The following is a 14,470-nucleotide window of genomic DNA, read 5'->3' as shown; positions in this document are numbered from 1 at the left end:
CTACACTCATATGAGGTTTTCTAGGGTTCCGCAAACTTATTTGGTCTGGTCCGAGAGAAAACGCACGAACGTGTACACGGAGGGACAAAAGCCCGGGAGGATATCTGTAGATGGATATCGTCCCGGGCTTATTTTATTTTCTTAAGGTTGTTTTCTAAGAAATTGTTGTTTTTGTAACAATAGATATAAAATGCGCAGTAGTGAAAATTCTCTTTCATGACGTTTTTTCCGGTTCTAATGATGATTGTGCTTGAACTCCGCTTCGGCAGAATACTTCGCTTTCCGCGGGCACGGCTTCAGCCTTCGACGCACAGGACGTGCTAGTGCAGGTGTTGCGACAGGACGTCGCGTACTTAACCTGCCTCGCGGAAAAAACACCGCTGCGGGGTCTTCAGACACGTGCTGTTCCCGCAGGAGTCTGCGTATTCTGCCTACGCTGGTAGAGATTTTCTGATTATCAAGTGGTTATATCCCATAAAATTAACGTATCGAGGAGTTCTTATCACCTGAACAGAAAGCTATTCCAAGCTGCGGAAAAATGCAAGACTCCAATGGGAAAAGGAACAGTCTGAAGACACCAAAGGAAGTGGTTTTCTTCCGAGGAGGCTGAAGCGTTCCCCATGGAAAGCGAGTATTTTTCCGCAGCGCTGGATTAGCACTCATCTTATATAGAAGGGGTGAAAGTCACGCTAAAGTTACGTCGCAGTTTACATCAACTACGAAATCGAAAAGCAACAAACAATGTGAAAACAGAATTGGAGGTATGTAACAATGAAACAGGATTGGAATTTGGTGTTTATTGCCGGTTTGTTTGAAATTGGTTGGGTTGTTGGTTTAAAACATGCTTATAATGTTGGAACATGGATACTAACGGCGATTGCCATATATGCTAGTATGCATTTTTTAATTGTCGCTTCTAAAAAATTACCAGTAGGGACGACCTATGCGGTATTCACGGGAATGGGGACTGCTGGAACCGTTATTTTTGATTTTACTGTATTTGGTGAACCGTTTAGTAGTATGAAAGTATTTTTAATTCTATTGTTATTGTGCGGTGTAATTGGCCTTAAAATGATTACCGAAGAACCGGAGAATGAAGGTGAGCATGAATGATGGCATGGCTATTTTTGGTGATTGCCGGTGTGGGTGAAGTTATTGGTGTAACAGGAATCAATAAAGTAAATAAAGGAAAGAGATGGAATGCCTTCATAACACTGATTGGTGGATTTAGTATGAGTTTTATTTTTTTATCCGTTGCTATGGAATCATTACCAATGAGTACAGCCTACGCAGTTTGGACAGGCATGGGAACAATTGGTAGTGCACTCGTTGGCATGTTTGTTTATGGGGAGTCAAAAGACTGGCGCCGGATTTTATTTATTAGTATGATTCTTTCCGCAGCAGTAGGTTTGAAGCTAATCTCTTAATATATGTTTAAGATAAAGTAATTTCGGCTACACATAACTAACCAACTGTTAAAAGGAGTGCCGATATTATATGGAACTAATGGAAGAAATAGAAAAGTTGGAGAAAATAAGAAAAGATAATTCGAATAAAGTCTTCACAATGTATTTGAATACAGACCCGTCTGATCCAGAGCAACAGGGGGGGGAATGGAAAATACATCTTAAAAACGGATTGCGAAATTTCGAGCAGTATCTCGAGGAAGATGAAAATAAAGAGGAATTAAAAAACTTTCAGCAGATTAAGCAAAAAGTAGAAAGGTTTGTACGCGGTAATGAGCAAAACTACCGTAAAGGGATTATTCTCTTTGCGACTGCTGATGAAGAGGTATGGTTTGCCAACCGTGTACAAATGCGCTTAAAAACGGAATTCTTCTGGGAAAGCACCCCAGTATTAGATCAGTTTAAGCGTTTATACCAATCTTTTCCCAAATCAGGTCTTATCCTAGTACAACAAGATCAAGTAAAGGTCATCGAAACAGAGATTGGCGAAATCACAGATATTGCCTATTATGAACTAGACATTGAAACGGACCATTGGCGGCAATTTACTGGTCCCCATAAAGCAGATGCATCAATGGGAAAAGGCGGTAAAAGCTTGAAACAAGAAGATTTCCAGGATCGTTATGAAGCCAATAAGCAAAGATGGTATAAAAGTATTGCACCTAAATTGGACAAGCGTGCCAAGGATAATGAGTGGGAAGAAATTTATATTGTTGGTGGGTCAGATGCCTCCCAGGAAATAAAGGCACAAATGAACAAACGGGTTGATCAGGTTATTCAGAAAAATATGCTGGAGCATGAAGAAACCAGGGTACTGGAGGAAGTGGTTGGGTGAGATAAAGAGGATGTAAAGCCGATTTGGCTCTTACATCCTCTTTGTTCTCCTTATTTCAAAATGGTTTTCTCTTTCTCTAATATTCTACTAATTCCTTTAATAACCTCTTCTTTAATAGCCGGGTTACGGATTGCCATTTCGAGTGTTGTTAAGACAAATCCAAGCTTTTCTCCAACATCATAGCGATTCCCTTCAAAATTATATGCAAGAACACTGTGATACTTGTTCAGCATTTGTATGGCATCCGTAAGTTGAATTTCCCCCCCCGCGCCAATTTCATGTCGGTCTAAAAATTGGAAAATGTCAGGTGTCAACACATAGCGTCCTAGAATAGCTAAATTAGAAGGAGCATTGTCCTTTGGTTTTTCTACAAAAGTATTGACTTGGTATAATCTTCCTTTGCATCCTTTAGGGTCAATGATACCATAACGGTGGGTTTCATTTTTAGGAACTTCTTGAACACCAATTACAGATGATCCAGTTGCTTCATATTGAGTGATGATTTGCTTTATGCAAGGTGTATCTGCTTGCACAATATCGTCACCTAAAAGGACTGCAAATGGTTCGTCTCCGATGAACTTTCTTGCACACCAGATAGCATGCCCGAGTCCTTTTGGCTCTTTTTGCCGAATGTAATGAATATCAACACTGGCAGATTCGCGGACTTTTCGGAGTAAGTCAAATTTTTCTTTTTGAATCAGATTTTCTTCTAATTCAAAACTGTGATCAAAGTGGTCTTCAATTGCACGTTTACCTTTTCCAGTTACAATAATAATGTCTTCAATTCCTGCTTCAACGGCTTCTTCTACAATGTATTGAATGGTTGGCTTATCTACAATGGGTAACATTTCTTTGGGCATCGCTTTCGTTGCTGGTAAGAAGCGGGTGCCTAATCCTGCTGCCGGAATAATAGCTTTCCTGACTTTTTTCAATTCAATCCCCCTTATTGTGCTTGCTGAAATAAACCATGAATTGTGTATGATTTAAAGATTCTATGTTGGTATAGATGGATGAATGCCTCTTTGTACCTTTTAATAATAAATAACATGCCGTGTTTCATATAACGAACAATTAAATAATAATACGTTATGTCTAATTTGTAAACCCTTTTTGAACATTATTTTTGCGATGGTAAAACTCTGTTTCAAGTAAAAAAGGGAACTAAAGTCAGCTTGCTTTAGTTCCCAATTATTATCCTAGAAAAAACCCTGGTCCATATTTTGCTTTACTTGATCTTTAAAAGATTCCGCATAAATCCTTTCCGATTGACTGATGTTACTGTCGTCCCGTTTTTTGAAATCCAGTTTTTTGCCTCTTAATCTCGCAATTAAATCAACAATTACACCGAATATAATCAATCCACCGAACGTGATTAAGATGAAAACACCGGCACTCAAGGAGAACCCTCCTTATCGTAAGAATGTTTCTCTCTCTACTTATATGTACGAATGAAAGCAGAAAAAGGTTTCGGAAAAATCTGGACTTTATACTACAACTAGATATACAAAAAAGAATGATGTTGTTAGTGTACCAGCAATATAGCCAGTAGCTGACCAATATTTTTTATCATGAATCAGTTGTAATGTTTCATTGCCAAATGTGGAAAATGTTGTGTAGGCCCCACAAAACCCAGTACCGAGAAGAGCCCACATCCATTCAGTGAGTGAACCATTCATTTGGAAATAGACTGTAATAGCTAGCAAGATTGACCCGGAAATGTTTGCAATCCACGTACCAATCAAATGCTTATTAGCTTTTACCGAAACGTAAAATCGAAGCATACTGCCGAAAAAACCACCTAATGCTACAAAAAGAAAACTCATGATTGAACCTCTCTTTCCTTAGCGGACATAAAGCCAAGATAGCAGTAACCTAACCCACCAAATATACTGACAAGAATATAAATGAATGATTGAAATGGATTTGATTGCCATAACTTAATTGTTTCCACTGCAAAAGTAGAAAAAGTGGTGAATGCCCCAATCATACCGGTACCGAGTGCTGTAAAGAGTTCCGGCGACAACCTTTGTTTTATTCTTCGCTGGTTAAGTAAAAAGCTCAGCAAATAGCATCCGATCAAATTGGCAACTAATGTAGCATAAGGGAACCCGCCATTAGTAGGGATTAAAAGCGAAATACCGTACCTGCCAACAGCTCCAAACATACCACCAATGCCGACAGCTAGATAAAGCCGAATAGAATGGTCTGTCTTCAAGCTGTTCTACACTCCGGACATTGACCATAAATTTCAAATTTATGGTCCTCGATTCGATAATTTTCCAATGAATTTGTGACCTCTTCCATTGGACAAATATCAATTTCCTTTGTTTTGCCACAATCTTTACAAATAAAATGGTGGTGATGGTAGTGCGTGCAACTGATGCGGAATAACTTTTCACCGTTCAATTCGGTCGTTTCTAGGATACCAACGTCATTAAATAAATGGAGATTACGATATACGGTATCAAAACTGATCCCTGGATATGTCGGTTCCATATAAGTAATTAATTCCTTCGCAGTACGATAGCCGTCAGCCTTGGTGAAGAATGTAATGATATCTTCACGCTTTTTGGTCGTTTTATAGTTGTTCTCTTTTAGTTTCTGGATAGCTTCTTCACGTTTCATTTGAATACCCTCTTCCTTTAAAACTAAATTTTTTCATACTGATAGAAATGAGCAAAATGAAAATAGAGACAAGAACGATTGTACCACCAGGTGGAATGCTAAAATAATAGCCGGTTATTAATCCTAGAATAACACTTAATTCACCAAAAACAATTGATAAAATCATCGTTTGTTTGAACCCTTTTGCAATTCGTATGCTAGCGGCTACTGGCAACGTCATTAATGCAGAGACAAGTAACACACCGACAACCCGGATGGAAGCTGCGATAACAAGTGCTGTTAGGATGATAAAAAGTAAATGGATACTTTTTGCATGAATTCCCGATACTTTTGCGTGTTCTTCGTCAAATGATAATGTGAATAATTCTTTATAAAATAAAAAGATGATGATTAAGACAAAAATGGAAATTCCTAATATCGTATAGAAGTCCGTTTGACTAACTGCTGAGACGGAACCAAATAAATAGTTAAATAGTTCTGTATTAAAGCCATTTGCAAGCGAAATGAAAATGACGCTTAATCCAACCCCACCAGATAAAATAATTGGAATTGCCAGTTCTTGGTATGCTTTGTAAACACCACGTAGCTTCTCAATTAAAATAGAGCCAAACACGGAAAATGCCATACCTCCATAAAGTGGGGAGATAAGGGTTGTCGCAAATGTTTTTTCCATTAACAAGCCAAAAGCTATTCCGGCAAGTGTAACATGTGATAGTGCATCAGCAATCATGGACAGGCGTCTGACAACAATGAATGTACCAAGTAATGGAGCAATTACACCAATCAGGAGGCCGGTTAAAAAGGTGTTTCTAAGAAAATCGTATTCTAAAATATCTGCTAACATATTTTTTCCTCCATTATGAATGATCGTGTGTAACGATATTAATCGGGTACCCGTAAAATTGGGACAAATCCCGTTCTGTTAAAGATGCATATTCTTTGGGATTCCCGTGAAAATGCAGTGTTTTGTTTAGACAAACAATGTCTGTTGCATACTCTGTCATGATTCCTGTGTCATGTGTTACGAGTAATAATGTAATCCCTTGTTCTTGGTTTAACTGATGAAGAATTTCATAAAAACGTTTTACATTTTCTGCATCAACTCCAACAGTAGGTTCGTCCAATATAAGAAGCTCCGGATCATTTACAAGAGACCTAGCGATAAAGATACGTTGCTGTTGCCCACCGGATAAGTCGCCGATATTTTGGTGGACATAATCTCCCATGCCAACTTGATTTATTGCTTGCACAATTTTTTCTTTGTGATGTTTTTTGAAAAACTTTAAATACCCAATCTTGGCTGTAAGTCCCATTGATACAACTTCAAATACAGTAGCTGGAAAACCTTTATTAAATGAGTTGGATTTTTGGGAAACGAAACCAATTCGATCCCAATCATGAAATTTTTCAATTGGTTTTCCAAAAAGCGAGATTGAACCTGTATTAGGTCTTATCAATCCGAGGATTAATTTGATTAATGTCGATTTACCACCGCCGTTTGGACCAACTAACCCCATAAATGCGCCTTGTGGTAATTCGAAGTTAATATGATCTAATGCTTCTTGTTTGTCATATGTGTAATGAATGTTTTTCATTGCAATTACAGATTTTGACATATATTTCACCTTCCTCTTTAGTTTGTAGCTTGATCAAGTACATGTAAATTGTGTTTCATTAATGATAAATAATCATCGTTATTTTCGATATTACGTTCGGTTAAAACCGATAAATTGTGAATATAAAGTACGGTGGCATCTAGTTGTTGTTGCATAATGTTTGCGACCCGATCTGATGTGTTTTGTTCAAACAGAATATAGTTTAGCTTGTATCTTTCTGCTTGATTGATAATGGTGATTAGGTCTCTTTGTGAAGGCTCATCATTTGATGTTAACCCTTTTATGGCCAGTTGTTCGATGCCATAACGTTCTTCCCAATAGCCATAAGCGGCATGGGAAACAAGTATTTTTTTATTTCTTTTAGCCTTTAATGTTTTTTTAAAACTGTTATCTAATGCCAACAAGTCCTTTTTCAACTCGTTAAAGTTCTTTGTGTATTGATCTGCTTTGTTTGGATTTAATTGAATTAACTCCTCTTTAATTAACTTAGCCATATCCAACATTCTTAATGGATCAAGCCATATGTGCGGATTATGGTCACCATGGTGATGACCATCGTCTGTATGATGTTCCACCTTATTGCCGTCATTTGCCGAAAAAAGTTCCTCGTGCTTTCCAAGTTCGATTAATTGAACATCCTCGGGTTGCAAAGCATCGGCGGCACTTTCTGCCAAACCCTCCATACCAGCACCTAAATAAATGAACGCATTACTTGAAGCGATGGACGTCATCACTTTTGTAGTGGGTTCATATGTATGTGCATCGACACCGGGAGGGTAAACAGATTTTGCTTTAACAGTTTCGCCACCGATTCGTTCAACGGCATACTGAATCGGATAAATGGATGTATATATTGTTAATCCCTCATTACTATTCTCCTTGGAAGATTTACAACCGGCGATTATTAGGGAAAGTAGTATAAAGGAAATGATAATTGTGTATCGTTTCAACATTGTGTCCTCCTGAATTTTAATGCAAGAAATATCTTACCGTAATGATTCCGATTTGTAAATAGTAATGATTCCGATTTTGTTAATTAGGCTGTACAGACATAAGGTTGAATAACAAAGAGAGTGTTTTGTTAGTTATTAATTCCACTTTCGTAGCGTGAAATGGACAAATAAGCCTTGAAAGAATGAAGTAGGATGGAGATTCACTGCTCAAGTTGACTTTGGATTAATCGCATTTGATATAAAATGCGACGTAACTGCTGGGCTCTTTTCTATAAGTAGGTGCATTTCCCGCCGTCCGGGATCGCTCCGGGTGGATGCTTTCCGCGGGCACGGCCTCAGCCTCCTTGCCCCGGCGAGGGGTATGTCGACGTTGTCCGCAAAGGACGGTTTTAGTCGACCTTCCTTTCCAAATGCTTCCTGCGGGGTCTTCGGACACGTGCTGTTCCCGCCGGAGTCACCACCCTCCGCTCACCCGGACTAATGAAGTGATAGGATAACACTTACTACTACGGTTAATGGCAGTAAATGCAATACCAGCGGAGGAAATACACGGAGACTCCGGCGGGAGGAAAGGCCTAGGTGAGACCCCGCAGAGCGACAGGGGAACAAAGGCTAAGATCGCCACGTCCTGTGGCAACGCCTTCGTGACCAACGTCGTGTTGGCCTGAGGAGGCTCAGCAGCCGCCCGCGGAAAGCGTAGTGTATTTCCGGAGCGGGTAAACGCACCAACCATCATTTCAAGTTGTGTCGCATTTTATATCTATTGTGTATAAAACCCCCAATCTTTTTAAAAATAGCCCTTATGTTTACCAAGGTGTTAAGGCAATTATTAGAAACGTCCCAAGTTTGCCTCAGATAACTATATGATCTTATTTTTTATTGGTGTGAAAGCTGTGTAATAATAATAATTTTCCCAAACATTTTCGTTCTACACCTACAAACACACAAACATAAAACGTATAATTTAATACAATACTTAAAGGGTGCGAATACTCTATAATTCTGAAGTTTCCCAAAGTTGTGTGTCAGTAATATATGATGAAAAAAATGACCCCTTTTAGAGCGTTAAAGAACAAGCTGAAATAGTATCGATAAACACATACAAGAAATATCAATTTTTTTATTCATTTTTATTGCGAAATGTCAGAATTTAAATTATACTGATAAATAGATGGATAGGGAACTATCTTTTATGGACACTTGGAGAAAGTAAAATTTCGGCTAGAAAAGGATTCCTATTGCAGCCGTCATTTTTAGGAACTAGGTATAGCGCACGATGATAAATCGATTACGCTTACACTTGGCAGTCACCAAGTTTTCTTTTTCGCAATAAAATGAATGAGTATTCATTCAAATAAAGATAGGGGGACAAATCATGACTACAACGATCAAGCGTGCTGCAGTATTAGGATCGGGTGTAATGGGATCTGGAATTGCTGCCCACTTGGCTAACGTTGGAATTCCAACGATTATGCTCGATGTTGTACCAAGAGAATTGACAAAAGATGAAGTGAAGAAAGGCTTGACATTAGAGGATCGTGTGGTACGAAATCGTATAGCTGCACAGAGTAAAAAGGCATTGTTAAAGCAAAAACCATCCCCAATTACAACGAAAGAAAGCCTTGAATTAATTGAAGTTGGCAACATGGATGATGACATGGAAAAACTTGCTGACGTGGATTGGATCATTGAAGTTGTTGTAGAACGATTGGATATCAAAAAACAGGTTTTCGCGAACGTGGATAAATTCCGTAAACCAGGAACAATTGTTAGCTCCAACACATCTGGAATTTCAATTGAGGCAATGGCGGCTGATTGTTCAGAAGGTTTTCGTAAACATTTTCTTGGAACTCATTTTTTCAACCCGCCACGTTATTTGAAATTGCTTGAGATTACACCAACTAAAGATACGGACCCAGAAGTGTTGGCATTCATGAAAACATTTGGGGAGAATGTACTTGGTAAAGGTGTTGTTGAAGCAAAGGACACACCAAACTTTATTGCCAACCGGATTGGTACATATGGCCTCTTAATAACGGTGCAAAAAATGCTTGAAGGTGGCTATAGTGTTGGCGAAGTAGATTCTGTTACAGGACCAATGATTGGTCGTCCGAAGAGTGCAACTTTCCGCACATTGGATGTCGTGGGATTGGATACATTTATTCATGTAGCCAAAAACGTCTATGATCAAGTTGAGGGAGCAGAAAAAGAAGTGTTTGACGTACCGGATTTTATTTTGCAAATGCAAGAAAAAGGATGGATCGGTGCGAAAAGTGGTCAAGGATTTTTCTTGAAGAAGAAAGATAAAAACGGCAGTACGATCTATGAGTTAAATCCAGAAACACTAGAATACGAGGATCGCAAAAAATTGAAAACGGCTGCAACCGAAATGGCCAAACAAGAAAAAGGTTCTCGCCGCAAATTGAAAGCACTTGTATCAGCCAAAGGCGACAAAGCGGGTGACCTCGTTTGGTCCGTGATGAAGCCAGCATTGTTATATTCAGCAGAACTTGTTGGTGAAATCGCTGATGATATCGTATCAATTGATCAAGCAATGAAATGGGGCTTCGGTTGGGAACTTGGCCCATTTGAATCGTGGGATGCGATCGGTGTTCGTAAGTCAGTAGAATGCATGCAAAAAGAAGGTGAAACGGTACCAGAATGGGTACTTAAGCTACTGGAAAATGGTAATGAAACATTCTACAAAACAGAAAATGGTAATGTTTATTACTATGACAATGGCGAATATAAACAACAGCAATTTAATAAAAAAGAAATTAACGTAAAACGATTAAAAGATGCTAATGGGGTCATTAAAAAGAATGCGGGTGCTAGTTTAATAGATTTAGGTGATGGTGTTGCAGGACTGGAATTCCACTCACAAAGCAATGCAATCGGACTTGATATCATTCAAATGGTTAACTTTGCATTAGAAGAAGTTAGCAAAAACTATGAAGGGCTTGTGATTGGAAACCAAGGTAAAAACTTCTGTGTCGGCGCAAATCTTGGCATGATGCTAATGGAAGCACAGGATGATAACTTTTTTGAACTGGATATGGTAGTCCGCCAATTCCAAAACATGGGGCTAAATATTAAGTACTCCGATAAACCTGTCGTTACTGCGCCATTTAACATGACACTAGGTGGAGGTGCGGAGGTTTCATTACCGGCAGCTGCAATCCAAGCGTCACCAGAAACGTATATGGGGCTTGTTGAATTTGGTGTAGGTCTCATTCCGGGCGGTGGCGGTACGAAAGAGCTTTATCTGAAGGAACTTCGAAATCTGCCAAAAGGTGTTAAATTTGATTTATCAAAAGTAGCGAATGACGTTTTTGAAAAAGTTGCTACGGCTAAAGTGTCAACATCAGCTGCTGAAGCGCGTGAAAATGGATTTTTAAACAACAATGATGCAATTAGTATCAATCCGGATCATTTATTGCATGATGCAAAACAACGAGTACTCGCATTGGCAAATGCCGGTTATCAGGCACCAAAACGTGAGAAAGTGCCGGTCGTTGGTGATCCAGGGTATGCTGCAATGTTGCTTGGTGCAAAATCACTGCAGCTAAGCGGTTATGCATCAAATCATGACCTGAAAATCGCTGAAAAACTGGCCTATGTATTATCAGGTGGGCGAATTAAAGAAGGTACATTGATTGATGAACAAGTTATGCTTGATTTGGAACGTGAAGCCTTCTTAAGCTTAATTGGTGAACCGAAAACGCAAGCTAGGATGCAACACATGCTAGTAAAAGGAAAGCCTTTACGTAACTAAAGAAGAGGGGGATGAAAGGTGAAGGAAGCAGTAATTGTTGCAGGTGCAAGAACCCCTGTGGGAAAAGCGAATAAAGGATCGTTAGCTAACACAAGACCAGATGATCTAGCAGCATTAACGATCAAAGAAACGTTAAAACGTGCAGGAAATTATGATGGAAATATTGATGATGTCATTATCGGAACCGCAATGCCTGAAGCAGAGCAGGGAATGAACGTGGCACGAAATATAGCCGGACTCGCCGGTTTGCGGAATACTGTACCAGGAGTGACGATAAATCGTTACTGTTCCTCAGGATTACAAAGTATCGCATTTGCTGCAGAGCGAATTATGGTTGGTGCAAGTGATACGATGATTGCTGGCGGAACAGAATCTATGAGCTTGATTCCGATGGGTGGTCACGTTATCAAGCCGAATTCCAAGCTTGTCCAAGATGCACCAGGATATTATATGGGCATGGGACACACAGCAGAAGAAGTAGCCAATCGATTTGGAATTTCCCGAGAAGAACAGGATGCTTTTGCTGTTCAAAGCCATGAACGGGCGGCAAAAGCCATTCAGGAAGGGAAATTTAAGGATGAAATTGTTCCAGTAGAAGTAACGGAACGTGTCGTTGGCAAAAACAACAAAATAGAAGAAAAATCATCCTTATTTGAAATGGATGAAGGTGTCCGTCCAGGCACAACGTTGGAGGTGCTCGCAAAGCTTCGACCAGCTTTTAATGTGAAAGGGACTGTAACGGCGGGTAACTCATCGCAAATGAGTGATGGTGCTGCATCCGTTCTATTAATGGATAGAGAAAAAGCACAAGCAGAAGGATTAACACCACTCGTTAAATTCCGTTCCTTTGCAGTCGCTGGTGTAGAGCCGGAAATTATGGGTGTGGGTCCTATCGAGGCGGTTCCGAAAGCACTGAAAATTGCTGGCTTGGAGCTTTCAGATATTGGCCTTTTTGAACTGAATGAAGCATTTGCATCACAGTCTGTTCGGGTTATTCAGGCCTTAGACTTGGATCCGAATATCGTAAATGTAAATGGTGGCGCCATAGCACTTGGCCATCCACTTGGCATGACAGGCACGAAATTAACGTTAAGTCTCATTCATGAAATGAAGCGTCGTAACGTACAATATGGTGTTGTAACAATGTGTATCGGTGGCGGAATGGGTGCTGCTGGAGTATTTGAATTAATCTAATCTAGTTTTTTCCACCTCCAAGCATGGAAGTTTATGCTTGGAGAAAGCCTACATTATGAAAAAAGGGGATAGGAACGATGAGTGAAACAAAAGAAAAATTATTCAAAGGTGGAGCATTTTTAGTAGAGGATTTAACAGGCGAAGATATCATTACACCGGAAGATTTCACAGACGAACATCACATGATCGCCAAAACAACGGAAGATTTCGTGGAAAAAGAAGTACTTCCGGTTTTAGATAAACTAGAACATCATGAATTTGAGCATTCCGTAGATCTTCTTAAAAAAGCTGGGGAACTTGGCTTGTTGGGTGCTGATGTCCCGGAAGAATACGGTGGTTTGGCATTAGATAAAATCAGTTCATCATTAATCACGGAGAAATTTTCACCGGCTGGTGGATTCGCTGTAACACACGGCGGACATGTTGGGATTGGTTCCCTTCCAATCGTATTTTTTGGTAATGAAGAACAAAAGAAAAAATATTTACCAAAACTAGCATCAGGAGAATTGCTAGCAGCGTATGCGCTAACCGAGCCCTCATCTGGTTCAGACGCACTCGGAGCAAAAACAACTGCTAAATTGAACGAAGCAGGCACCCATTATATTTTAAACGGTGAAAAGCAATGGATTACCAACTCTGCTTTTGCTGATGTGTTTGTTGTTTATGCAAAAATTGACGGAGAACATTTCTCAGCATTTATCGTTGAGCGCGAATTCCCGGGAGTTTCTACGGGACAGGAAGAAAACAAAATGGGAATTAAAAGCTCTTCCACTCGTACATTGATTTTAGAAGATGCGGAAGTACCTGTAGAAAATCTATTAGGTGAAAAAGGAAAAGGACACAAAATTGCGTTTAATATTCTAAATGTTGGCCGCTATAAATTGGCTATTGGCGGTGTCGGTGGATCAAAACGCAGCCTCGAAGTAGCTACAAAATATGTAAACGAACGCAAACAGTTTGATACAGCCATTTCCAGCTTTTCGCTAACACAAGAAAAATTAGCTACTATGGCTGCAAGAACTTATGCAAATGAGAGTGCCGTTTATCGCACAGTCGGATTGTTCGAACAACGAATGGGAGCATTAACTGATGAGCAATTAAAAGATGGAAAAGAAGTAGCCAAAGCAATTGCTGAATACCAAATCGAATGCTCATTAACCAAATTCTCTGCAACAGAATGCCTTGACTATGTTACCGATGAGGCTGTTCAGCTGCACGGTGGATATGGTTTTATGGAAGAATATGAAGTTGCTCGTGCATATCGTGATGCGCGGATCCAACGTATTTTTGAAGGAACAAACGAAATTAATCGTTTGCTCGTACCTGGAACATTAGTGAAAAAGGCAATGAAAGGTGAATTGCCATTGTTCCAAAAAGCGCAGAGCCTGCAAGAAGAGCTTATGATGATGATGCCGGAAGAAGTTGGCGATGAGGCATTAGAACAAGAAAAATATCTATTGCGCAACGCCAAGAAAATGGTGTTGTTAGGTGCTGGTCTTGCTGCACAGAAATATGGGAAAAAACTTGAGAATGAGCAAGAAATCCTCGTGAACCTTGCAGATATGGTAAATGAAGTTTACAACATGGAATCAGCCATTCTTCGTACGGAAAAAGCAATCAACAAATCTGGTGAGGAGAAGAACAAACAAAAACTCCTTTACACACAAGTATATGTTCAAGAAGCTTTCAACCGGATCGAAGCAGATGCAAAGGAAACGTTGATTGCTGTTGAGTCTGGTGACACATTACGCATGATGCTCTCATCATTACGTAAATTAACTCGCCACACGCCAACAAATGTCATTGCCAAGAAACGCGAAATTGCAGCTGGCATTATTGAGGAAGAAAAATATTACGTTTAATAGAAGCAAGCACAACCCCACTGTTACAGAATGTAACAGTGGGGTTGTATACATACGTATTATGAATTTTACAAGGTCAACCAATACCAGTGCTAACATTAAATGAGCAAACTCTGTTCATTTCTCCATTACAGATACGATAGG

General features: G+C 39.6%; 14 protein-coding genes and 1 riboswitch. Of the genes, 6 read left to right on the top strand and 8 right to left on the bottom strand.

Annotation, left to right across the window (positions count from 1 at the left end; all coding sequences use genetic code 11):
- Positions 1-9: 9 nt before the first annotated feature.
- Positions 10-101: riboswitch (guanidine-I (ykkC/yxkD leader) on the top strand.
- Between the two features lie 670 nt (positions 102-771).
- The 3 genes from ACW2QC_RS10975 (at position 772) to ACW2QC_RS10965 (ending at position 2,301) form a co-directional block, all read left to right on the top strand.
- Positions 772-1,113 carry a DMT family transporter gene (locus tag ACW2QC_RS10975; RefSeq protein WP_457544012.1) on the top strand — a complete coding sequence of 114 codons (342 nt, stop codon included), beginning with the start codon at positions 772-774 and terminating at the stop codon, positions 1,111-1,113.
- The gene (locus ACW2QC_RS10970) at positions 1,113-1,427 is read left to right on the top strand and encodes a DMT family transporter (protein ID WP_457544041.1); all 315 of its coding nucleotides are present in this window, start codon (positions 1,113-1,115) and stop codon (positions 1,425-1,427) included. Before ACW2QC_RS10975 ends, ACW2QC_RS10970 begins: the two co-directional genes overlap by 1 nt.
- A gap of 70 nt (positions 1,428-1,497) precedes the next feature.
- Complete coding sequence (locus ACW2QC_RS10965) at positions 1,498-2,301, top strand: VLRF1 family aeRF1-type release factor (RefSeq protein ID WP_457544011.1); 804 nt, start codon at positions 1,498-1,500, stop codon at positions 2,299-2,301.
- 50 nt (positions 2,302-2,351) lie between these two features.
- Here the strand turns inward: ACW2QC_RS10965 and galU are convergent, their stop codons facing one another.
- The 8 genes from galU to ACW2QC_RS10925 form a co-directional block, all read right to left on the bottom strand.
- Positions 2,352-3,233, bottom strand: coding sequence for a UTP--glucose-1-phosphate uridylyltransferase GalU (gene galU, locus ACW2QC_RS10960; protein ID WP_457544010.1), 882 nt, complete (start codon positions 3,231-3,233; stop codon positions 2,352-2,354).
- 264 nt (positions 3,234-3,497) lie between these two features.
- On the bottom strand, positions 3,498-3,698 hold the full coding sequence (locus ACW2QC_RS10955; protein WP_457544009.1) for a hypothetical protein: 201 nt from the start codon (positions 3,696-3,698) through the stop codon (positions 3,498-3,500).
- 87 nt (positions 3,699-3,785) lie between these two features.
- Positions 3,786-4,124 carry a fluoride efflux transporter FluC gene (locus tag ACW2QC_RS10950; protein ID WP_457544008.1) on the bottom strand — a complete coding sequence of 113 codons (339 nt, stop codon included), beginning with the start codon at positions 4,122-4,124 and terminating at the stop codon, positions 3,786-3,788.
- On the bottom strand, positions 4,121-4,516 hold the full coding sequence (gene crcB, locus ACW2QC_RS10945; RefSeq protein ID WP_457544007.1) for a fluoride efflux transporter CrcB: 396 nt from the start codon (positions 4,514-4,516) through the stop codon (positions 4,121-4,123). Before crcB ends, ACW2QC_RS10950 begins: the two co-directional genes overlap by 4 nt.
- Positions 4,513-4,926, bottom strand: a complete 414-nt coding sequence (locus tag ACW2QC_RS10940; RefSeq protein WP_457544006.1) for a Fur family transcriptional regulator — start codon at positions 4,924-4,926, stop codon at positions 4,513-4,515. The genes crcB and ACW2QC_RS10940 overlap by 4 nt, the downstream gene beginning before the upstream one ends.
- A complete protein-coding gene (locus tag ACW2QC_RS10935) occupies positions 4,916-5,770 on the bottom strand; it encodes a metal ABC transporter permease (RefSeq protein ID WP_457544005.1) in 855 nt (284 codons plus the stop codon). The genes ACW2QC_RS10940 and ACW2QC_RS10935 overlap by 11 nt, the downstream gene beginning before the upstream one ends.
- A gap of 13 nt (positions 5,771-5,783) precedes the next feature.
- Positions 5,784-6,542 carry a metal ABC transporter ATP-binding protein gene (locus ACW2QC_RS10930; protein WP_457544004.1) on the bottom strand — a complete coding sequence of 253 codons (759 nt, stop codon included), beginning with the start codon at positions 6,540-6,542 and terminating at the stop codon, positions 5,784-5,786.
- Between the two features lie 17 nt (positions 6,543-6,559).
- Entirely contained in the window at positions 6,560-7,495 is a 936-nt protein-coding gene (locus tag ACW2QC_RS10925) for a metal ABC transporter substrate-binding protein (protein ID WP_457544003.1), read from the bottom strand.
- 1,375 nt (positions 7,496-8,870) lie between these two features.
- Here ACW2QC_RS10925 and ACW2QC_RS10920 point away from each other — a divergent pair.
- From ACW2QC_RS10920 to ACW2QC_RS10910, 3 genes are all read left to right on the top strand, one after another.
- Positions 8,871-11,270, top strand: a complete 2,400-nt coding sequence (locus tag ACW2QC_RS10920) for a 3-hydroxyacyl-CoA dehydrogenase/enoyl-CoA hydratase family protein (RefSeq protein WP_457544002.1) — start codon at positions 8,871-8,873, stop codon at positions 11,268-11,270.
- 18 nt (positions 11,271-11,288) lie between these two features.
- A complete protein-coding gene (locus ACW2QC_RS10915; protein WP_457544001.1) occupies positions 11,289-12,464 on the top strand; it encodes an acetyl-CoA C-acetyltransferase in 1,176 nt (391 codons plus the stop codon).
- Positions 12,465-12,541: 77 nt separating this feature from the next.
- Entirely contained in the window at positions 12,542-14,326 is a 1,785-nt protein-coding gene (locus tag ACW2QC_RS10910) for an acyl-CoA dehydrogenase family protein (protein ID WP_457544000.1), read from the top strand.
- The last annotated feature ends 144 nt before the right edge of the window (positions 14,327-14,470 follow it).

The organism is Virgibacillus sp. FSP13 (assembly GCF_054048505.1).
This window is presented reverse-complemented; position numbering and strand designations above follow the sequence as displayed.